Source organism: Pseudovibrio sp. JE062, from assembly GCF_000156235.1.
Taxonomy (GTDB): Bacteria; Pseudomonadota; Alphaproteobacteria; order Rhizobiales; family Stappiaceae; genus Pseudovibrio.
This window is the reverse complement of the sequence record NZ_DS996820.1, coordinates 1-20,995: the sequence shown is the minus strand read 5'-3', so window position 1 is coordinate 20,995 and position 20,995 is coordinate 1. Positions and strand designations below refer to the sequence as shown.

Sequence of the window (20,995 nt, the reverse complement as noted above, 5' to 3'; positions counted from 1 at the left end):
TCTTGTCGAGGACGGCCAAAACTTTTTTAGAAAGACCTATTCATGAAAAAGAACATTTTGATCATTGGTGGAACATCTGGCGTCGGTCTCGAACTGGCAATGCACTATGCGACTGAAGGGCATACTGTTTGTGTTACTGGGCGCAAGCAGCCAAATCTTGAAGGTGTAACTTTCCAGAACCTCGCAATGAACCATGATCCAGTTCAGCTTGGGCAGGACATTGATCGGGTCTTGGACAGCTTTGAACCTGTCCATACACTCGTTTATGCAGCCGGTTTTCTGCAAAGGGGCCATATTGATGAACTTGAAGATGACGATCTGAGTGCAATGGTGAATGTTGGTTTGCTGGCCCCGATGCTGCTGATCCAGCGTCTCAAGAAAAGATCCGATTTTCCTCTCAAGATAATGCTGGTCACGTCAAGCTCTCAATACACCCCTCGCGAGATGGAGCCTGCTTATTGCGCAACTAAGTCAGGCTTGGGCATGTTGGGAGCATCGTTAGTGAGGGATCGAAGTCTGGGAAAGGTTCTCGTGGCAGCTCCTTCAGGCATTAGAACGTCTTTCTGGGACAATACGAATGAAGACACCACTACGATGTTGGATCCCAAATGGGTAGCAGATCAGATCGTCGAGTGTTCAAGCGGTCGCTTCAAATACAAATATGCAAAGCTTCTTCGAAATCCAGCACGAGTTGAGATTGTTGAATGTCTGGACAATGACATGGCACCAATCACGAATGACAACAAAGAAGCTCACCTCGTCTGACAATCACTATGGAACACAACATCATCCTCATCAAACCGGATCAGGAAAAGCACGAGTGGTTTACTGAGAGCATTCAGGATGATCTGGTGCAGAACGGCTTTGAGATTGTTGCGGTGGCCTCAAAGCAATTGTCGGAAACTGAGTTCAAGAAGTGCTTTATCTGCAAGAACTCAGAGCATTTGGAATATATGACCAGTGGCCCTATTACCGCTCTGCTTTTTAAAGGCTGTTTTGCTGTAAGCTTTGGGCGTAATTACAAATACAAGATCCGGAAACAGCACGCTACCAGTAAACTCCGCAACATCTTGCACTCAACAGAGCCCGGTAATGAGTTTGTCGTTCAGTTTGGGCTCTTTTTTCCAAGCTTGAACATTGATGATCACCATCAGTACGCTGATCAGGGTGTTGTCTTTGACTGTCTGGATCAAGGGCAACGGGAGGAACTATCAAAACTGGGAAGCTTCAATCTGATTGCCTCAGATGAAGAACAAGCAGGTTCAGCTCAATTCCGGGCGATATCTAGCTTGAGCAACTGCAGATATGTTGCCGTTCGTGACGTTTTGCAGCCAAACGCCGAGATATTGCGGTTTCGATGCAAGAATGCTTGCTTTTCAGACAATGCATCAGAAGTGAAAGTCTTGTTATTGAAGGATTTGAGCAATCATCCAGCCTCGATCAGGTCGCTGAAAGAGAAGCATAAAATACAAGGAGTCGTCTGTTACAAACCAAGCTTCACTCTGCTGGAAACAGAGATGCTTCGCACGGCGATCTTTGAGAATGGTTTGTTCTGTGTCGGAGGCAGCTTTGGGGAGAAAACCCCCGGTTTCATAAGAGCATCTCAGGAGATTTCCGCGCAGCTTGATGCAGCGTTTGATGGTAGTTAACCACTACCCATTCGACACAAACTTCAGCCCCACGATTGCGGCGATGAGGAGGGCGATGAAGAAGAGGCGGAGGAAGGTGACAGGTTCGCCGAAGAGAAAGATGCCCAAGATTGCGATGCCGGAGGCGCCGATGCCTGTCCAGACGGCGTAGGCCGTGCCGATAGGGATGGAGGCCATCGCTCTGGTCAGGAAGTAGAGCGACAGGAAGGCCGTGATGACAAAGGCGATGGTGTAGAGCGGTTTGGTGAAGCCCTCAGAGAGCTTGAGGCAGATGGCAAAAGCCATTTCAAACATGCCTGCAATGATGAGCCAGATCCACGCCATTCAGTTGCCTCCAAAACAACCATGATTGCTTCCAAACTAGAAAAACACCCTAAAACACAAGCTTATAGTACACCATCAATGCAAGGGAGACTTACCTTTGCTTTGCTGAGGCTGATTGTGACCACCTTCTACCCAGCGACGCGTTGCTTTGGCGATACGGGCGCCGTAAGCGAAAGCTGTGTCACGGTCCGACTGCGGCGGAGTAACCTCCGGCCCTTCATCCATATTGGCCTGCGCAGCTGCGCCATAGTACACGCCGAGACGGTTGAGGTCGTCATTACTGCCAAAGCTGTAATTGTTGCCAGGAGGCATGCCAAGGCTCACCCAGATCATACCATGCTGGGCGGCAAAGGTCGCCATTTGAAGGAAAACGTTGAGCCGGTCACCGCTCATGGAACCGGAAACGCTGAAGCCTCCGGCGATCTTGTTGATCCAGCCTTGTTTGTACCAAACGGTGGCAGAGGCATCCATGAAGAATTTGAAGGGAGCGGCAACACCGCCCATGTAGGTTGGTGTACCAAAGACGATGGCATCGGCGGCTTCCAGAGTGCCCCAGTCCGTGTCTTCATACTCACTGACAGGCACAAAGGTAACGGTCACACCATTTTCACGGGCTCCGCGTGCGATCGCATGTGCCAGCGCCTCGGTGTGTCCGTTGGCGGAAAAGAAGGCGATTGCCACCAGAATGTCTTTTGACATGGGCTGCTACTCTTCAAGACCTGTCAGAATACTGGTCTATTTGCAGCCAAACGCCTTTCAGCCACTCTAAGAAAGCTGGGGCAGATTTAGATGTGCTCGATTAAAATTCTTCGAGCACACCTTGGAGAACCTAGGATTTCTGGTAGGCACCGCTGGAATAGTGCAGCTCGTAGGAATGGCTGTAGATCTCCAGAATGTTGCCGAACGGATCTTCCATGTAGATCATGCGATAAGGCTTCTCTCCCGGATAGTAATAGCGTGGTTCTTTCATGCGGCGCTTACCGCCTGCAGCCTCAATCTTGGCTGCCAGTCCTTCCACATCAGGATCCTGAACACAGTAATGAAAGATACCGGTCTTCCAGTATTCGAAGTTGTTCTCCGGGCTCTCGTTCTGAGCAAACTCAAAGAGCTCAACACCAATACCATCGCTGGTGGATAGGTGAGCAATTTTAAAGCTCTTCCAGCCTTTACCAAACACGTCGGTGCACATCTCGCCAATTGCGCTGTCATCTTCAACGATCTCGCTTGGCTCCATGATGATGTACCAGCCCATCACGTCACGATAGAACTTCACCGCAGCTTCCACATCAGGAACAGAAAGACCAATGTGGGAGAAACGTCTTGGATAAGGGGCGGACATAACAAACCTCGCTACGCTAATCTCAAATGGCGGAATGCCTTGAACACGTTGGATGTAGCAAGTCTGTGAGAAAATAAGAAATTATCATTTATTAGTTTTATGATAATTTAATGTTATGTATGTTGGGGCCATGCTAAACTCCCAATGGCTCAGAACCTTCGTCAAATTAACCGAAACTGGCCACTTCACGCTGACAGCTACTCAACTTGGCATGACACAGCCGGGCGTCAGCCAGCATCTGAAAAAGCTGGAGCAGCAGGTCGGAGCGCCTCTGATTACGAAGATCGGCAAGAGCTTTGAGCTGACACGGGAAGGGGAACTTCTGTTGAGCTTCGCGCTCACAGCCGAAAAGCAGGAGGCAGAACTTCGGGAGGCTATCCAGCAGGATGACCCAAACACTGGTGAAATCCGCATTGCGTGCTCCGGTTCCATGGCGCTCTATCTCTACCCTAAGCTACTCACACACCAGAACCGCCATCCCGGTTTAACGCTGAAGGTCGAAGTCGCTCCAAACCATCGTAGCCTTCAGCTGTTACAAAGCAACGAGATGGATCTCTGCATAGTCACCCAACAAGCACAGCACTCAGCGTTGGAACAGCAGCACATCGGCAACGAGCCTCTCTGCCTTGTCGTGCCAGCAGATTTCAAAGGAAGAGCAGTCTCATTCGGAGACCTGCAAAAGCAGGGTTTCATTGATCATCCAGACGGCCAGCATTATGCAGAGCGCTTGCTTACGCCGAATTTTGAGGAGATGGCATCTGCTAAAAGTGATCTACGGGTGACTGGCTATATCAACCAACTCAGCCAGATCCTCGTGCCTGTCGCGCGAGGGCTGGGGTATACAGTTCTGCCCAAAACTGCAGTGCGCAGCTTTGAAGCACAGCAGAAGATCAATATTCTGGAACTGAAAGAACCCGTCAGCGACCCGCTATATCTGACGGTAAAGAAGCATCGCCCTCTACCTGCTCGGTATGATTGGTTTCACCAGGAAATCGCAGAGCTATGCGGGCAAATGAGCGGCAGCTAGGCTCCTGCATCAGAAGCCTAACCACTAGATTAAATCAACGCTGGGCGAGTTCGGCCACCGCTGCGATCATGCGATCCAGATCTTCAGGACGCGACAGGCGATGATCGCCGTCTTTCACCAAAGTCAGCACCACATCGTCATGGGCCATGCCTTCGACGATGCGCAAAGCATGCTGCCACGGCACAGCGTCATCTTTCTGGCCTTGCAGAATGATGGTCTTGCAGTTGGTGATGATTGGTTCGCCGAGCAGCAGGTTCTTTCTGCCGTCTTCGATCAGGTCACGCGTGATGATGTAAGGGCTGTCTTCATACTCGGAAGGGCGTTCGAAACGGCCTTTCTCCATGATCTCCTGTTTGATCTCATCAGTGAACTCATGCTTCCACATCAGTTCCTCGGTAAAATCAGGAGCAGGCGCAATCAGCACCATGCCAGAGAGGGAGCTTTCCATTTCTTCCGAAGCTTCATGAAGTGCCTTAGCCAGCAGCAAAGCCATCCAACCGCCCATGGAAGAACCAATGACAACAGTCGGACCTTTGCAGAACTGTTTAAACACAGCCACAGCTTCTTCCAGCCAAAGGGAGATGGTGCCATCAACAAACGCACCACCGGATTCGCCGTGACCGGAGTAGTCCATGCGGGTGCAGGTCAGGCCCTTCTTTTCAGCCCATTCTGCAAGCACTTCTGCCTTTGTGCCAAGCATGTCGGATTTGAAGCCGGAAAGCCACAGAACACCCGGTGCACCGCGTTCATCATGTCGCACTGCAATCTGCCGCGCACTGTCTCCTTTGCCAACGCTGATGAATTGCGGTAAGTCAGCACTCATTCATAACCTCCAAACGCTTATCGGCTTATAGTGGCCGGCAACTGTTTGGAAACCTGATTATCGTGCTTCCGCGCGTGCCTGCCTTTCATTTGGGCGAGCATAGTTGGATGCCGCTCAAAAAACATAGAGAAATGTCCAAAGTGCCAACCATTTTGCAAATTGTCCCCGACCTTCAAACCGGCGGAGCCGAGCGCACCACAGTGGATGTGGCGGAGGCGATCGTCAACGAAGGCTGGAATAGCCTTGTGATCTCGCAGGGTGGACGCATGGTTCCTGAGTTGGAAGCAACCGGTGCCGTGCACTTTGAACTGCCAGTGAAGTCCAAGAATCCATGGACCATGTGGCGCAACTCTTATCTGATTGAGCGCATCTGCCAGCAGAACCGGGTTGATCTGGTGCACGCCAGATCCCGAGCTCCTGCATGGTCCGCTTTGTGGGCAGCACACCGCCTGAACATTCCTTATGTCACCACCTATCACGGCATCTACAAGGAAACCAACAAGTTCAAGGCTTTCTACAATTCCTCCATGACCCGCGCAGACAAAGTGATTGCCAACTCTCGCTTTACTGCGGATCTGGTCGAAAAACGTGACCCACGCACTAAGGGTAAGACCTCGGTCATCTATCGTGGACCAGATGTTGAATCCTTTAATCGGGACAACATCAGCGATGAGCGCGTGACAGATCTACGTGCCCGCTGGGGTGTTTCCGATAACCGCCGCGTTGTTATGAACCTGGCGCGCCTGACGGAATGGAAAGGCCAGCGTGTTCTGATCGAAGCCACGCGCCAGCTGATCGAGCGTGGTGGCTATGATGATGTTCTGGTGGTTCTGGCTGGTGATGATCAGGGCCGCGAAGCCTACCGCCAGTCTCTTGAGTTGCAGATCGCAGAGTCTGAGTTGATCGAACACGTACGCATCGTTGGCCATTGTTCTGATGTGCCGGCAGCCCTCGCGATTGCAGATGCTTCTGTCGTGGCCTCCATTGAGGCGGAAGCCTTTGGTCGTGCAGCTGTCGAAGCGCAGGCCGCAGGTGTGCCTATTATCGTTTCTAACATCGGCGCTGTGCCGGAAACCGTGCTCGTGCCGCCAATCGTGAAAGCTGAAGAACGTACAGGCTGGCATTTTGAGAATGGCAATGCAGAAGAGCTCTGTGATCTCATGGCGCAGGCGCTGGATATGAGTGAAGAAGAGCGGGCAAAACTAACAAAGCGCGCCCATGATCATGTCGAGCGATCCTTCACCAAACAGGCCATGTGCTCAGCCACACTAAACGTTTACCGGGAGCTGTTACCAACAGACTGCTAACTGGTTGTAAATGTCGCGTCAGAACCTACAAAACTAGTGTTGACTTACGTGGCATTTTTCCTGATTCTAGCGACGCAGCGAAAATGATGTTCTTGGGAAGTGTTTCTCGACTTGACGAAACAGTTGGAACGAGTCATTGAACTGCAATCAAATATTCGCAAGTTCGGCAGTCTAAAGAGGAGATACTCACATTCGCCGTCCGTTTCGCGCACCGCCACCCACTAAGGAAGGGCCGCGCACCAATAAAGAGATTCGCGTTCGCGAAGTGCAGCTGATCAACGCCGAAGGTGAGAACCTCGGCCCAACTCCAACCGAAGAAGCCCTCGCAATGGCGGTGGAACAAGGTTTGGATCTGGTCGAAATTGCTCCGAACAGTCAACCACCTGTTTGTAAGATTCTGGACTATGGTCGTTACAAGTACCAAGCTCAGAAGAAAGCTGCTGAAGCACGCAAAAAACAGAAGATCGTTGAGATCAAAGAAATCAAGATGCGTCCAAACATCGACACTCATGATTATGAAGTGAAGATGCGAAACATGATGCGTTTCTTTGAGAGCGGAGACAAGGTGAAGGTAACCTTGCGCTTCCGTGGCCGTGAAATGGCTCACCAAGATCTCGGCATGAAGCTTCTGCTTAAGGTGAAGGAAGAGACCCAAGATATCGCTAAGGTCGAATCCCATCCTAAGCTGGAAGGTCGCCAGATGATGATGGTGCTAGCACCTATTTCTCGTTAATAGGCTCAGGTTGAAGCGCTCCAGCTTGGTTTCTGTGTAGCTACTCAACCGAAGCCCCAGAGAATTTTGAGATTACCCGGCACAGCGTGTCGGGTATTTTCATTTGGGGCAACGAAACACGGTTGGAGCACATGGACAACGAGCTGGCTACACACCAAAAGCGCATGCAGGCGCTGGTGGAATACACTGCAACCTCCTTTGAAACACCATATCCCACGCCCTTCGGTGGCGCTTTATATGGCTCAGACGGGACGTTACTCGCACAAGCCTACAACAGAATGGTCCGCGAATGCGATCCCAGCAGCCATGGCGAACTCAACGCCATTCGCGAAGCCTGCAAAAAGTATCAGACCCGTAGCTTTCCCGGCAGCATCCTCTACGCCACTTCAGAGCCTTGCCCGATGTGCATGACAGCAACCATCAGTATCGGAGTGGAAACGTTGGTCTTTGGTGCTTTCACAAATGAGGATGCAATCAACTTCTGGCCGCAGGAGATGGACCTGCGCGCGCGCGATATCGCAGAGCACGTGATCATGCGTCCGAAGATTGAGATCATCGAAGGGGTTGAACGCGATGCCTGTCGGCAGCTCTTCACTGACTGCGCAAGTACCATGATCAAACTCGGCATTCGCATCTAACGAACAAACCTCGCGAAACTAAAGATCGGGGAGGGACGTGATGACAGAAAGCGAACTGGAGCTGCACCATCAGCGCATGAGAGAGCTGATTGCTTATACTGCGACTTCGCTGGAGACACCCTACCCATCGCCATTTGGCTGTGCAGTCTACTCCTCTGAAGGTGAGCTGCTGGCGCAGGCTTATGATTCTGTGATCAAGGAGTGTGATCCCACCTGCCACGGTGAAATCAATGCCATTCGGCTCGCCAGTGAGACCAGCAAGACCCGCAGTTTTCCGGGCGGCATCCTCTACAGCACGTGTGAGCCATGCGCCATGTGCATGGCCGCCACCATCTGGGCCGGTTTCGACACGCTGGTGTTTGGGGCTTACACCAATGAGGACGCTACAAACTTCTGGCCGCAGGAAATGAACCTGCGGGCCAAAGACCTGGCTGCAAGCATGGTTCAGCGACCTGAAATAGCAATTTTTGAGGGTGTTGAACGCCAGGCTTGCCAGCAGCTCTTTACGGATTATGGCCGTGCACTTAAAAGACTTGGCATCAGGATCTGAAGAGCCGAAAACACCCCGCGACACCGTAGTCATGCACACTCTGGCAAGGGCAGGGGTGTAAACTGGTTGAACTCTGGCTATTCAAGCCGAGTTTGACGGGAATCTTCTTGCATTCCCACGCTGGCAGTTTTATAAGGCCGCGTTCAAAGTCGCCCGGCGGTATTCTGCCTCCTATAATTTATAGGAATTAAGACGGAAATACAGGGCATGCCGTGGCGGCTTCTGATGCATCCATTGCAAATTTTTGATCGGTTCGCTGATCATCACAAGAAAGGACGCAAAATGCCCAAGTTGAAGACGAAGTCTGGAGCCAAAAAGCGCTTCAAACTGACCGCGACTGGCAAAGTTAAATGTGCTCAGGCTGGCAAGCGCCACGGCATGATCAAACGCACGAACAAGTTCATCCGTAATGCACGTGGTACCACCACTCTGTGTGATGCAGATGCTCGTATCGTGAAAAAATATCTGCCTTACGGCTAAGCCTTAAAGCTGAGACCAGGAGACAACCATGTCACGTGTAAAAAGAGGCGTTACCGCCCACGCTCGTCATAAAAAAGTTATTAAGGCAGCCAAAGGTTACTACGGCCGTCGTAAGAACACCATCCGCGTTGCTAAGCAGGCAGTCGAGAAAGCGGCACAGTACGCTTACCGCGACCGCAAGGCTCGCAAGCGCAACTTCCGTGCACTCTGGATCCAGCGTATCAACGCTGCGACCCGTGAACACGGCATGACCTACGGCCGCTTCATCGATGGCTTGAACAAAGCTGGCATCGAAGTTGACCGTAAGGTTCTTTCTGACCTGGCAATCAACCAGCCTGACGCATTCAAGGCTCTGGTTGAAAAAGCACAGGCTGCTGTAGCTTAATTGCTAAAGCAGGAAGCAGAAGCTTTTTAAAAGGCAGGTTCCGAGAGGAGCCTGCTTTTTTTGTTGTTCGGCCAAAGCCTCCTCCCTATCTTGGTTCCTTGATAAATGAGGGGAGAGGGAACATGGTCACTGGCAAATGCGAGTGCGGCAAAGTTCAGTTTCAGGTGGAAGCAGTGAGAGACAGCGTCACAGTCTGCCACTGTAGCCAGTGTCGGCGCACAAGCGGCCACGTCTGGGCCTCCACAGTAGCTCCTGAAAGCGCAGTCACCTTCACAATTGACGATGGGCTTGAATGGTACGCTTCCTCACATTTTGCAAAGCGTGGTTTCTGCAAGGGATGCGGATCGAGCCTGTTCTATAAAATCCATGCGGAAGACTACATCGCTATCGCAGCCGGTTGTCTGGATGAGCCAAACGACTTGCACATCGGCAAGCATATCTTCGTCAAAGACAAAGGTGACTACTACGAGATCACCGATGATGCGCCTCAGATCCAACGGTTCTGATTACGGGCAATGCTTGCCATTCTGACCCAGCTCGGTAAAACCGTGATACCTGCGGTGTTTGAAAGTACCAGTGAAAGTGCCCCAACTCCGAAATGAAACAGCTGACAGGATGTTGCCAGACGACTCAGGCCTGTCCATTCACTTGATCACGCAGGCCACTCGAGCCACGTTCACGGACATGTACTTCCATCAAACCTTCCTGTCGTTCATTCATAAGGGAACGAAAAAGGTAATTTGCCCGCACAACGGTGAGCTGATCGGTTCAGAGGGTGATCTCTTCATCTTTCCTCCCGGTTCTATCATCAGCCTTGAGAACAGACCGCTCGTAGATGCCGATTATCAGGCAGATGGCGTCAGCATTGCCAACACGCTGATAGATGCAGTGTATGCAGGTCAACCGGCAGCTCCAGCAGCTACAGGTATCCAGGTGGTGCGTGGAAAAGAGCATAAGCCAGAAGATGTGCTCGCTCTTATGAAAGAGACACTAGCAAATACCTCACTGCCAGAAGCCTTAAGGCAGCACCGACTCTTGGAGCCGCTCATCTGGCTACGCCATATCGGCGTAAACTTGTCAAAGCCTGATACAGACAACCCTTTAAGCAAGGTGCGCAGCCTCATTGAAACCGACTTGAGCTATGCATGGCGCGCCACCGACGTTGCCAGCCACTTTGCGATGAGTGAGGCGACCTTCCGCCGATGGCTTGCCAAGTCCGGGCATGGCTTCGCAAAGGTTCTGCTCCATACCCGGTTGGAAAAAGGTCTGACCTTGTTGCAGTCCACGCATGAACCAATCTCGAATATTGCGCTGGACTGCGGGTTTAATACCCCCTCTCATTTCTCTGAGGCTTTCAAAAAACGCTTTGGGATTCGCCCAAAAGAGATCAGAGTGAGGGAGGGTTGATCGAAATTTGATAGTTTATGAGTGGCACGTGAAAGCGTGTCTTTTCAAAGCAACCTATAGATGGAACATGTTCAACGCCCCAAGTTACTGGAGAAAACATGTTCCGGAAACCACTCATAACTGCTCTGGCCATCGCAGCTTCATTTGCATCTGCTGCTCAAGCGCAAGACTTTAAGCTCACCAGCACATCTATTGCTGAAGGTCAGCAGCTTACGAACCAGTTCGTTTACAACGGGTTCGGATGCACCGGAGGCAACCTCTCACCGCAGCTCAGCTGGTCCAACGCGCCAGAAGGCACCAAAAGCTTCGCCCTTACTGCTTATGATCCAGATGCACCAACAGGTTCTGGATGGTGGCACTGGAATGTGGTGAACATCCCAGCCTCGACAAACTCTTTTGAAGAAGGCGCGAGCAACAACAAAACTTTGCCTGCTGGCTCAATGGAAATCACCAACGACTACGGTGCGAAAGGATTTGGCGGTGCCTGCCCACCGGCAGGTGAGGTACACCGCTACATCTTCACCATCCATGCACTTGGCGTGCCTGCACTGGATCTCCCTGAGAACCCAAGCAATGCACTGGTCGGCTATATGATTGGCGCGAACACACTTCAGACTGCCAAAATCACTGCCGTCTTCAGCCACTAAAGGCTCAGCTTTCGCTAGTGTGACAGTCACAAAATGAAACCCTTCGGGAGGGCAACTCCCGAAGGGCAATATCGTTCAAGCTGGAAAGGCTGCTTAGCCAATCACACCATTATCGTCGCGCTTGATCACGATAACGGAAGAGCGAGGCAGCTTACCGCCATCTGGCCAGTTACCGCCTGGGTGCTGAATGCCCACAAACATGCTGCGGCGATCAGCAGACCATGTCAGGCCGGTCACTTCAGCTCCCTTAGGACCAGTCATGAAGCGCGCAATCTCACCCGTCACAGGATCACCAACCAGCATCTGGTTGTTACCCATGCCAGCAAAGTCACCTTCATTGCTGTCGCTACCATCCGTCTGGATCCACACAAGCCCACTCTCGTCAAACCCCATACCGTCCGGAGAGTTGAACATGTTGCCCGCATTCACGTTTTCAGAACCAGCCTTGGGCCCTTCGTGAACGGTTGGGTTGCCAGCCATCACATAGAGATCCCAATCGAACGTGTCTGAGGCATGATCCTCATTATGAGGACGCCAACGCACGATCTGGCCATACTTGTTGGTCTCACGTGGGTTCGGCCCGTTGACAGAGGTGTCATCACCACCTGCATTAGGCTTCACGCCGCGGTTCTTGTTGTTGGTCAGGCAGCAGTACGCCTCAACTGCATTGGGATTGGCTGAAATCCACTCAGGACGATCCATGGTGGTCGCGCCAACAGCAGAACCAGCAATACGACTGAAGATCACGATGCTGGCCGCATCCATGCCTGTTGTGTCTGGTGTCAGAGCCAACCATTCGCCCGTCTGATCATCATTGAACTTGGCAACATAAAGGGTGCCGTCATCCAGCAAACCATCAGTTGGCTGACCCGGTGCATAAACACCATTGGAGACAAAGCGGTACATGAACTCACCGCGCTCATCATCGCCCATGTAAACAACAACGCGGCCATCTGGCGCCAAAACCGCCTCTGCATTCTCGTGCTTGAAGCGACCCAGTGCAGTGCGTTTGACAGGTGTTGAGTTTGGATCTGTTGGATCAATCTCAACCACCCAGCCTGCACGATGAGGCTCATTCGGGTTTTTCGCTATGTCAAAGCGCTCATCGAACTTGTGGTAGTCGTAGTTGTAGCCGGTATCCGTGACGCCATAGCGCTTGTACCCGGCATCAACACCGTCCATGCGCTCTACAGGAGCTGCATCGGTTGCACCAAAGTAACCGTTGAAGTTCTCTTCGCAGGTCAGATAAGTACCCCATGGTGTCTTACCAGAACCACAGTTGTTGAATGTGCCAAGAGACTGCGTGCCTGAAGGATCAGCCGCAGTTTGCAGCAGAAGGTGACCTGCCGCCGGCCCAGCAAGTGTCATCGGCGTATTGTGCGTGATGCGGCGATTGAACGGGCTGTTCTTCACGATCGCCCAACCACTATCGCCTTCTTCCACTTCAATAACCACAACACCCTGAAGGTGCTGCAGTTTCAGAACATCATCAGCGCTCTTTGGAGTTCCATCTTCATTCTGAGGCAGGTTGATGCGGCGATTGGCATATTCATGGTTGATCGCCAGTAGTTGCTTGCCTTGATACTGGAAGCTCTCCATGCCGTCGGTGTTTTCACCAAACACTTTGTCTGCACCCGCTGCAGAGCCACCGGTCTCATGATCGAACTCTTCAGCACCATCTACCAGAGCATCGCCCCAGCGAGCCAGGATCTTCCAGTTATATCCTTCCGGAACATGAACAGTCGCGTCAGTAAATGTTGGAATTGGCTGAAAAGCAAAACGCGAAACAGACGCCTTCGCCTCAGAAGCGGAAAGACCAAGCACACCTGTGCCCATCACCGCTGCGCCGGAACCAAATGCCAGCACACCACCCAGAAAACCGCGGCGCGAAATTGCGCGCTCAACAACGCGGTCAAATTCATTCTCTTCAGCACGAGGGAAGTTCAACTCATCCCACTCATCTGCTGTGAGCTCATTCGTCAAATCATTAGCCATTAGAAATATCCCGTAGAAGAAGGTGAGCGCACACTAAGGCGCCTGCATGACAACTTTACGAAACAATAAATCCTATAAAATACTGCAGATGTAATATGAGTATTGTATTCATATTATTGGAATCATAGAAGTGAAATATAGATCTGACGAGCGTCAGTTAGCTAACTTGTTGTGATACCTATATATTGTTCCGTTATTCTAATTTTAGATGAGAAAATACTGCAAAATGTGACGAAGATGCTTGGCTTGATTAAGGAGCTCTATGAAAATTCAGTGAATTGACGCCCAACGCTATACGGCTCAACAGGAAATTTCCAAACCCTATAAACCGCAGCATCGATTACCGCAAGTTTCACAGCCACTAAATATTCTGAATAAAAACTTGATGGTCTATGGCTCAATCACCTTTTGCAGGCAGATGCTCTGGGTGTTCTTGTAACCTTGTGCCTCATAAAAGCTCGCGACCTGGCTGTTACCTCCACGTACAAGCAGGTTAACTTTCCAGATGCCTCGTTCGCGCAACCAGTCTTCTGCAGCAGCTGTAATAGCTTTGCCTAACCCTTTGCCCTGATGATCCGGATGTGTGCTGACATAATAAAACCAGCCGCGATGCCCATCCTCTCCGCACATGATGCTGGTGGCAATCATGCCGTCCAGTTCTCCGACAAGAATAGTTGAGTGTTCGCCCTCAAGTGCTTTTGCAATATCCCGAACTGGATCATTCCATTCACGAAAGACGCCAGCGGCCTTCCAAAGAGCAATAACCGCGTCCCGATCGGACAGACGCATTTCACGACAAATCATATGCACCGCGCATAGTAATTAGAAAATAGAAGTTTAGTCACAGGATGTTTTGTTATTATCCCTTGTAATCCAGTCACTTGTAATGGGAGAGAGGATTAATAACAAGGTTAATAATCTATAAGTAAAACTATGAAAACCTTTGCGCGATTGAGAGGTTTTTGACATGGCTTTTTTTAAGCGAAACACACAACTGCTCGCCGAAACTGCTGCAAATGACCAAGGAGAAGTAATCGGTCAGTCTGCTGAAGTGGAAATTACAGAACCTAAGAGTTCAATAGATAGTGCACGCTTGTTTGGTGAGCTGGACGCACTCGCGTTGGATATGGCCTCAGCTGCGGGAGAGCTGGATGCCGTCAACAACACCGCAGGCGCTCTGAAAACAGCCATGGAAAGCCTTCAGGAAGCTTCTGGACGTGTTGTTGAGAGTAACCGGGAAGTGAGCTCAGCCGTTGAGCAGACAGCAGAGCAGACGACCAATGCCCGCGATACCATGTCCAAGTCTCAGGAAGTGGTGACAGATGCACTCGCCAACATCAACAGTCTGTCGACAACCATCAGCAACATCAATCGTCAACTGGAAGGCCTCCAGGCCTCGTTTGCGAATGTGCGTCAGTTCTCCAGTTCCATTGACGCCATCGCCCGTCAGACCAACCTTCTGGCCCTCAACGCAACAATTGAGGCGGCTCGTGCAGGCGAGGCTGGCAAAGGCTTTGCCGTGGTTGCCAGCGAAGTGAAGGCGCTTGCGACGCAAACCACAGTCGCGACTGAACAAATTGACCAAACAATCCTTCAGCTCGGCAAAGAAGCAGATACTCTGGTGGATCTCGGTAAGGGCGCACTTGATACAGTAGCGACTGCTGAAAACGGCACACAGTCCATCAACGATCTCTTCCACGAGCTGGAAGCAATGGTCGATAACATCTCTGCCAACACAGAATCCATCCGCATCGCTTGCGCAAACAATGACGCTGATACGGACGAACTGCTGCGCAATCGCGATGAAATGGTCGGTGTGGTCTCCGCCAATGCTGAGAGCATTGAGCAGGTATCCGGCCAGATGCTAGGAACGTCACAAACTGCCGATGCTCTTCTGGCCGAAGTTGCCGTCGAACATGGCGATAATCTCAATCAGCAGATGATTGAATACGCCAAGGATGCTGCAGCTAAAACCATGGAAGCCTTTGAAGGCGAAGTGGATGCAGGCCGCATCTCAATCAACGATCTCTTTGACTTCAACTACACCCCGATTGAGGGATCAAACCCCGTCCAATTCATGGCGTCTTTCACACAAATGACTGACCGGGTTTTGCCTGACATTCAGGAACCAGTCAAAGATCTGGATCCACACATCATCTTCTGTGCTGCACTGGATAAAAACGCTTATCTTCCAACGCACAGCAAAGAGTATTCCAAGCCTCAGGGCAATGACCCGGTCTGGAACGCCGCCAACTGCCGTAACCGCAGAATGTTTGACGACCGCGCTGGCCTGAATGCAAGCAAAAACACCAAAGAGTACAGCCTGCAAACCTATCGCCGGGATATGGGCGGCGGAAAGATCATGATGATCAAACTCGTCTCAGCCCCCATCTGGATCAAAGGCCGCCACTGGGGCAACACCCTCATCGCTTTCAATGCGTGATGTTGTTCTATAAAAGCACATGGCTGTCGAAAACGGCAGCCATAAAATCAATGCGAATATGCAAAATAAACTACTGAGAAAGGACACCTTGCTCTTCAAGAACATGGCTGAGTTGTGAACTCATTGCATGGTCAGGATCTGTAGTCCGTTGAAGCACCATGCATTTGTTCTGGCATTGATCAACCCGTAATGCGAAGCCTTTTTCTGTGAGCACGTTGATGCACTCCGTTATTGCATCGAAACCATTGAGTTTTGGGTGAAATTCAACAATCAACATGCGAATGTCAGACAAGTCTAATGCTGGTAAAAGGTCGATTTCTGCACCTTCGATATCCATCATCAGAAAGCTCGGTTCAAACTCTGCGATCAGTCGATTGACGTTGACTGTTTTCTGCAGAATTTTTCGGCTGCCTTCCCTTTCAAGTATTGATGAACCAGAGGCTCGTTCTCCTACAAAGAACTCAGACTGCTCAACGTCCTTGAGGGCTGCTATGCCACTGACTAATTGGGGTGACACACCATTCAGCGAGTGATTGGTTTCAATAACCGAGATTAGTTCAGGATTAGCCTCAACACACATCACATTGCTTGAACCGCATATCTTGGCAGCTGCTGCTGATAAGAAGCCAACGCACGCCCCCAGCTCTAACACACGGTCTTCAGGCTTCAGCAACCGTGTCAGAAGATAAAACTCTTCATGCTCGTAAAGGCCGCGAACGATTTGCTCTTTGACATAAAGGTCGATTTCAGATTGAGAAACATCCAACTTGATGCCGCGCAACTTCTTGTATTGCCGACGCATTTTGTATTGATGTTCAAGGTTTTCAAAAAACCGCATTCCAAGACTCCAATAATTGTGTGTAGCAAAGACTTAGGCAACGGCACCTTTTTGAGAAGGAGAAGTCGTCACATGAGGTTGGTGGGCAAGTTGCTTCAAGTATTTTTGTAGCTCACGCGAACAGTAGGCTTGTCGGGATGCATAGATGTCCTCCACGCTTGAGAGCTTCATTGATCCTGAATATGCAGGTGACTGATGTAGGATCTTTTCAAGGCCCTCGTAATAGGCCTTATATTCTAATCCATTAGCGTAGTAAGCTTGTCTGGTTAGTTCTTCTTCAACGCGAAACTTGAAGTCCTGAAAGAACTTGAAGTGCAGCATTGCTCCCCAGTCATCAGCCAGCTTGGTCCTGATGTCGATGCGGTGAACGCTCCACATTTCGGAGTAAGTCGGGTTCCACCTGATAAGGGGAACTTTCGTGAGTTGTGGGCACTGCTTGTACAAAAAGCGCTTTAGGCGTCTTTCTACATAATCTCGTAATGGTAACCGCCAGTGAATATGTGCAGGTGCGAGGTACAAGTTACGTAAGCGATTGAGCGGAAAGAACTCACGCCTTTTAGGAGGAATACCGAATAGGCGTCCTCTGATACCGCCTCGCACTTCAAAACCTGGAGTGCGTCCCTCTGGAGGTCGTGTGATCGCCCAACTTGAGGTCGTGTCAAAGTATGGGCATGCAGAAAGAAATGGGTCTCCTTGCTTGTAATCAACATCAACCAGTGGCTTGTCGGAGTACATGTCGATCAGCGGAGCTATTACGCCCTCTGCACCAACACTGTCCCAATAAGTTGTCAGGTTAGTCAGTTTGGTTTCTGGCCATCCTGGATAAACAAACTGTTCGTCTGTATCCGCCAGAATAGTCCAGCGATCGGTGCAAAACTCATTTAAAATGGCGAGCAGCCAGTTTCGTTTGAACTGCTTATAGAGCTTGCTGGTGTGAAACCGCGTAACGTCTGGCTGTGTTTCCAGAAAAGCTGCTGTATCGTCAGTGGAGTCATTATCGACAACGAAGATATGACTTGCCCCAATACTCCGGTAATGCTCCAGAAAAAAGGGCAATCTCAACATCTCATTACGGGCTCTCGTGATAACGATTATCCCATCTTCCGGCAAACTGATTTTGGGAAACTCATCAAAATCAAAAAGATCGCGAACACTCGTCACTGCACCTGCCCACCAGTTGAGTGATTAGGCCATTAAAAAACAAAAGCCCCACACTCGTTCCTCTTGTTGAGAGGGGAGTGTAGGGCTGTGTTATTGGAGCGTCTTCCCTTGAATTGGGAGGGGCTTACAGTTCGCCGCGGATCACGTAGCGCAGTAGATCAACCACCTGATCTGGGTCTTCGGCCACCGCCAAGGCTGCTGCGTCTACTTCCTTCAGTGGGTGCGTCAGTGCCGGATCGTGCAGCACGATGATGCTTTTGCCCAGAGCTGAAGCGAAGCCGGCATCGAAAGCAGCATTCCATTGGCGGTACTTGTCACCAAAACGCACCACAACGATATCTGCCTCAGAGAGCAGCGTCCGGGTGCGGATGGCATTGACCTTCGCACCTTTGTGGTCCCGCCAGAAATTGCTTTCTTCAGCGCCCAAAATCTCAACACCGCAATCATCGCTGGCTTCGTGATCAGTTACGGCACTATCGAAATGGACAGGCAGGCCTGCATCTGCCGCACCATGTTCAATTCGCTCTCTCCAATCGGTGTGGATCTCACCTGAAAGATAAACACGCCACGTTTTCATCGGCTCGCCTTCCCCTAAGAATCTGCATTTGCCTGCAAATTTTAGGAGGGGTTGTAGCTTGGTTCAAGGTCAAGCAGCTTGTTGGTGACTTCTTTTCGGACACGATCACGTTGACGCTCCAAAGAGAACAGCCGGTTTTGTGCAAGCAGCAAGTCAGCCCGTGCCAGATAGGAGTCTGTTCGTGCAGCGTCTGCAGCTTTGCGACACGCCTTTCCTTCTTTGCCTGACTTGCAGTCTTCACCGCGTGCTTCTTCTTCCAGCCTGTCGATGCGGCGCTGGATTTCCCAAACGGATTCCTGAGCGTCGCTGGCAGCTTCATTGGCTGCATAAAGCTGATTACCCAGGGAATAGCCAACTTTGAAATTCTCTTCAGTCGCAATCGGGCAGACACCACGGTAGTTTTTGCCCTCACGGCCCTGCTCAAAGCCGGAGATCGGCGTGCAGTAACTTTGAAGCCCGATGGTTCGGCCTGCCATGTAAGCGCTTACGTCTGGCGTGACGCCATACTTACTGCAAGCTTTGGTGTGCTCGTTCAGTTTGTCGGAGGTGTAGCCAGCGCGGCCATCAACGACTCCGATGCCCTGCCAATCCCCGATCTTGCAATCTTCTTCAGAAAGAGAGGCACACCCGCTCAGTGCCAATCCAAGTCCCACAACAGCTAAAGCTACCCGCATCCCCAACATGCCTTCTAAACGGTCCATCCGATTGGGCGGTGCCCAGCACATCTGAATGGACAAAATTGGAATCTATGAAAACCCACATAGGAGACTTAACCTGAACGCTTGCTGAATACAAATGTTCTCTATATGTTCTCTTTAAGGAATCATATATCTCTCGATTCGAGAGACAACCCCTTTTCAGTAGGTATTGGATAGTCAGATGACAAAGACAATCGAGTTTAAAGGACGTTGTTTATGCGGCGCAGTCGCCTTTGAAGGTGAGGCACCAGACGAACCAATCAGCACTTGTCATTGCAAGCAATGTCGGCAGTGGGGGAGTGGTCCTTTTGATGCCTATAGCCTGCCTCTGAAGAACCTGCAGTTCACTGCGGGGGAAGATGCCGTCAAGTACTACGAATCCTCTGATTTTGCCCGCCGCGGCTTCTGTTCAAAGTGCGGCTCAAACCTGTTCTGGCATGCAGACCGCCACCCACAATGGAAAGATCGCATCTCGATTGCAGTGGGCGCCTTGGACCAGCCAACTGGCTTGAGTGCAGGCAACCACATTTTCTGTGCTGCCAAGGCTGATTACTATGAAATTGAGGATGGCCGCCCGCAGTATGGCCATGAGGATTAACGGGCAGATATATCCATATCGGATTGTCTTGGCAGATACGCGAAATGTATTGGGGAAGTAGGTATGTCTGATCTGAAGATCTATAAAGGGAAGTGCCTCTGTGGTGAGGTTTCATTCAAAGCAGAAGTGCCAAAAAAAGAGGTTGGCCTATGCCATTGTACCATGTGTCGCCGCTGGAACAGTGGCCCGTTCCATGCGCTGGCGATTCCATTTGATGCTTTGAAAGTTGAGAGCGGCGAAGAGAACATCTCCTATTACCGCTCATCTGATTACGCAAGACGCGCTTATTGCAGCAATTGTGGCAGCAGCCTGTTTTATCACGGAGACAAAATCCCCGAGATTGCTCATGAAGTTTACTTCAGCGCTGGGCTGTTGGATGAGCCGACAGGCCTGAAAACGGCAGGTCACATCTTCTGCGCCAGCAAAGGCGATTACTACGAAATAGAAGGAGACCTGCCTCAACACGAAACAGTCTAATAAAACCGGTGCAAGGTGAGCGGCTGGATCAGAGCATGTTCCTAACAGGCTCTAGCTCCACCCGTTCTCCCACATATAGTCGAGCGCTTCACGATAGGTTGGGAACTTAAACTTGTATCCCAAAGCCCCTTTGAGCTTCGCATTGCTTGCACGCTTCACCTCGCCATAAAACGAGATCGCCATAGGCGAAAGGTCGGCATCTTCAAAAGCAATTGCTGGCGGTGGTTCAACGCCCATCAGACGGGCGGCATACTCCACCACATCTTCAGGCGGACAAGGCGCATCATCAGAAACGTTGAAGATGCCGGATGCATTGTCCTCAAAGGCATGCTGAACTGCACCCGCGATATCACTCACGTGAATGCGGTTAAAGACCTGACCTTCCTTGATAATCCGGCGCGCTTTACCCTTGTCCAGATTGCATAGTGCGTTCTGTCCACGGCCATAGATACCAGCAAGGCGCAGAATACTGACCGGGATGCCGCTTTCTTCAGAAAATACAAGCCATTCCTTCTCCGCTTCAAGGCGCAGCTTAGAGCGTTTGGAGGTTGGATTACACTCAGCTGTTTCTGTAACCCACCGGCCCTCATGGTCACCATAAACGCCGATGGTGGAAAGATAGCAGATCGCTGTTGGCTTCGATTCTACTACAGCATCTCGTGCTGCGTACAGCAAAGGATCGCCATCATCGGTTGGGGCAGCTGAAACCAGAATGTGCGTTGCAGACGAAATCGCCTCTAACAACTCATCACTTGCTGTTTCGCCATCAAAAAGGATCGGATGAATCCCTTTGGATTGCAGGTCCGCCATTTTTTCCTCGGAGCGGGTCGTCCCGCCAATCCAGGAAAACTCGGTTCCATACATTTTCACAAAATGGCGAGCTGAGTATCCAGCTCCCA

26 protein-coding genes are annotated in these 20,995 nt (G+C 50.9%); 15 read left to right on the top strand and 11 right to left on the bottom strand.

Translation table 11 applies throughout. From position 1 onward, the window contains the following. Positions 1 to 42 precede the first annotated feature (42 nt). Positions 43 to 765: an SDR family oxidoreductase gene (locus PJE062_RS25340; RefSeq protein ID WP_008553031.1), complete on the top strand. Its 723-nt coding sequence runs from the start codon at positions 43 to 45 to the stop codon at positions 763 to 765. 8 nt (positions 766 to 773) lie between these two features. Continuing rightward, positions 774 to 1,649: a nucleoside-diphosphate kinase gene (locus PJE062_RS25335; RefSeq protein ID WP_008553044.1), complete on the top strand. Its 876-nt coding sequence runs from the start codon at positions 774 to 776 to the stop codon at positions 1,647 to 1,649. Positions 1,650 to 1,652: 3 nt separating this feature from the next. Here the strand turns inward: PJE062_RS25335 and PJE062_RS25330 are convergent, their stop codons facing one another. The 3 genes from PJE062_RS25330 to PJE062_RS25320 form a co-directional block, all read right to left on the bottom strand. Next, complete coding sequence (locus PJE062_RS25330) at positions 1,653 to 1,973, bottom strand: multidrug efflux SMR transporter (protein WP_008553111.1); 321 nt, start codon at positions 1,971 to 1,973, stop codon at positions 1,653 to 1,655. Between the two features lie 75 nt (positions 1,974 to 2,048). Continuing rightward, positions 2,049 to 2,672, bottom strand: coding sequence for a flavodoxin family protein (locus PJE062_RS25325; protein ID WP_008553058.1), 624 nt, complete (start codon positions 2,670 to 2,672; stop codon positions 2,049 to 2,051). Positions 2,673 to 2,802: 130 nt separating this feature from the next. Next, on the bottom strand, positions 2,803 to 3,312 hold the full coding sequence (locus tag PJE062_RS25320; RefSeq protein ID WP_008553135.1) for a lactoylglutathione lyase family protein: 510 nt from the start codon (positions 3,310 to 3,312) through the stop codon (positions 2,803 to 2,805). A gap of 130 nt (positions 3,313 to 3,442) precedes the next feature. Here PJE062_RS25320 and PJE062_RS25315 point away from each other — a divergent pair, with 130 nt between their 5' ends. After that, the gene (locus PJE062_RS25315; RefSeq protein WP_208982489.1) at positions 3,443 to 4,339 is read left to right on the top strand and encodes a LysR family transcriptional regulator; all 897 of its coding nucleotides are present in this window, start codon (positions 3,443 to 3,445) and stop codon (positions 4,337 to 4,339) included. 34 nt (positions 4,340 to 4,373) lie between these two features. Here the strand turns inward: PJE062_RS25315 and PJE062_RS25310 are convergent, their stop codons facing one another. Beyond that, a complete protein-coding gene (locus tag PJE062_RS25310; protein WP_008553066.1) occupies positions 4,374 to 5,162 on the bottom strand; it encodes a carboxylesterase in 789 nt (262 codons plus the stop codon). Between the two features lie 131 nt (positions 5,163 to 5,293). On the opposite strand from PJE062_RS25310, the gene PJE062_RS25305 reads away from it, so the two are divergent. From PJE062_RS25305 to PJE062_RS25265, 9 genes are all read left to right on the top strand, one after another. Then, positions 5,294 to 6,469, top strand: a complete 1,176-nt coding sequence (locus PJE062_RS25305; protein ID WP_247643149.1) for a glycosyltransferase family 4 protein — start codon at positions 5,294 to 5,296, stop codon at positions 6,467 to 6,469. A gap of 190 nt (positions 6,470 to 6,659) precedes the next feature. Next, positions 6,660 to 7,202, top strand: a complete 543-nt coding sequence (gene infC / locus PJE062_RS25300; RefSeq protein ID WP_083417159.1) for a translation initiation factor IF-3 — start codon at positions 6,660 to 6,662, stop codon at positions 7,200 to 7,202. A gap of 86 nt (positions 7,203 to 7,288) precedes the next feature. Further along, positions 7,289 to 7,840, top strand: coding sequence for a nucleoside deaminase (locus PJE062_RS25295; protein ID WP_083793311.1), 552 nt, complete (start codon positions 7,289 to 7,291; stop codon positions 7,838 to 7,840). Positions 7,841 to 7,880: 40 nt separating this feature from the next. Further along, a complete protein-coding gene (locus tag PJE062_RS25900) occupies positions 7,881 to 8,390 on the top strand; it encodes a nucleoside deaminase (protein WP_008553062.1) in 510 nt (169 codons plus the stop codon). 282 nt (positions 8,391 to 8,672) lie between these two features. Then, complete coding sequence (rpmI, locus tag PJE062_RS25285) at positions 8,673 to 8,870, top strand: 50S ribosomal protein L35 (protein ID WP_008553139.1); 198 nt, start codon at positions 8,673 to 8,675, stop codon at positions 8,868 to 8,870. A gap of 28 nt (positions 8,871 to 8,898) precedes the next feature. Beyond that, positions 8,899 to 9,255, top strand: coding sequence for a 50S ribosomal protein L20 (gene rplT / locus PJE062_RS25280; RefSeq protein WP_008553032.1), 357 nt, complete (start codon positions 8,899 to 8,901; stop codon positions 9,253 to 9,255). Positions 9,256 to 9,377: 122 nt separating this feature from the next. Beyond that, positions 9,378 to 9,761: a GFA family protein gene (locus tag PJE062_RS25275; protein ID WP_008553083.1), complete on the top strand. Its 384-nt coding sequence runs from the start codon at positions 9,378 to 9,380 to the stop codon at positions 9,759 to 9,761. 109 nt (positions 9,762 to 9,870) lie between these two features. Then, on the top strand, positions 9,871 to 10,662 hold the full coding sequence (locus PJE062_RS25270) for an AraC family transcriptional regulator (protein ID WP_008553138.1): 792 nt from the start codon (positions 9,871 to 9,873) through the stop codon (positions 10,660 to 10,662). Between the two features lie 98 nt (positions 10,663 to 10,760). Next, positions 10,761 to 11,309 (top strand): YbhB/YbcL family Raf kinase inhibitor-like protein, encoded by a 549-nt coding sequence (locus PJE062_RS25265; protein ID WP_008553114.1) that lies wholly within the window; start codon positions 10,761 to 10,763, stop codon positions 11,307 to 11,309. 93 nt (positions 11,310 to 11,402) lie between these two features. Here the strand turns inward: PJE062_RS25265 and PJE062_RS25260 are convergent, their stop codons facing one another. Next, positions 11,403 to 13,304 carry a PhoX family phosphatase gene (locus tag PJE062_RS25260; protein ID WP_008553079.1) on the bottom strand — a complete coding sequence of 634 codons (1,902 nt, stop codon included), beginning with the start codon at positions 13,302 to 13,304 and terminating at the stop codon, positions 11,403 to 11,405. Between the two features lie 390 nt (positions 13,305 to 13,694). Next, complete coding sequence (locus tag PJE062_RS25255; protein ID WP_037038240.1) at positions 13,695 to 14,108, bottom strand: GNAT family acetyltransferase; 414 nt, start codon at positions 14,106 to 14,108, stop codon at positions 13,695 to 13,697. Positions 14,109 to 14,271: 163 nt separating this feature from the next. Between PJE062_RS25255 and PJE062_RS25250 the strand changes: the two genes are divergently transcribed. Then, positions 14,272 to 15,747, top strand: a complete 1,476-nt coding sequence (locus PJE062_RS25250; protein ID WP_008553035.1) for a methyl-accepting chemotaxis protein — start codon at positions 14,272 to 14,274, stop codon at positions 15,745 to 15,747. A gap of 70 nt (positions 15,748 to 15,817) precedes the next feature. Here the strand turns inward: PJE062_RS25250 and PJE062_RS25895 are convergent, their stop codons facing one another. The 4 genes from PJE062_RS25895 to PJE062_RS25230 form a co-directional block, all read right to left on the bottom strand. Continuing rightward, positions 15,818 to 16,585 carry an FkbM family methyltransferase gene (locus tag PJE062_RS25895; RefSeq protein ID WP_008553023.1) on the bottom strand — a complete coding sequence of 256 codons (768 nt, stop codon included), beginning with the start codon at positions 16,583 to 16,585 and terminating at the stop codon, positions 15,818 to 15,820. Positions 16,586 to 16,618: 33 nt separating this feature from the next. Further along, entirely contained in the window at positions 16,619 to 17,746 is a 1,128-nt protein-coding gene (locus PJE062_RS25240) for a glycosyltransferase family 2 protein (protein WP_008553048.1), read from the bottom strand. Between the two features lie 124 nt (positions 17,747 to 17,870). Continuing rightward, positions 17,871 to 18,323: a YtoQ family protein gene (locus PJE062_RS25235; protein WP_008553094.1), complete on the bottom strand. Its 453-nt coding sequence runs from the start codon at positions 18,321 to 18,323 to the stop codon at positions 17,871 to 17,873. A 41-nt stretch (positions 18,324 to 18,364) separates the two neighbouring features. Further along, a complete protein-coding gene (locus PJE062_RS25230; protein ID WP_008553080.1) occupies positions 18,365 to 18,997 on the bottom strand; it encodes a DUF2799 domain-containing protein in 633 nt (210 codons plus the stop codon). A 205-nt stretch (positions 18,998 to 19,202) separates the two neighbouring features. On the opposite strand from PJE062_RS25230, the gene PJE062_RS25225 reads away from it, so the two are divergent. Together PJE062_RS25225 and PJE062_RS25220 are read left to right on the top strand one after the other, a co-directional pair. Beyond that, positions 19,203 to 19,619: a GFA family protein gene (locus PJE062_RS25225; protein WP_008553102.1), complete on the top strand. Its 417-nt coding sequence runs from the start codon at positions 19,203 to 19,205 to the stop codon at positions 19,617 to 19,619. A 63-nt stretch (positions 19,620 to 19,682) separates the two neighbouring features. Beyond that, positions 19,683 to 20,096 carry a GFA family protein gene (locus PJE062_RS25220; RefSeq protein ID WP_008553028.1) on the top strand — a complete coding sequence of 138 codons (414 nt, stop codon included), beginning with the start codon at positions 19,683 to 19,685 and terminating at the stop codon, positions 20,094 to 20,096. Between the two features lie 51 nt (positions 20,097 to 20,147). Here the strand turns inward: PJE062_RS25220 and PJE062_RS25215 are convergent. Next, on the bottom strand, positions 20,148 to 20,995 hold an 848-nt coding region (locus PJE062_RS25215), incomplete at its 5' end, for an SDR family oxidoreductase (RefSeq protein WP_008553085.1).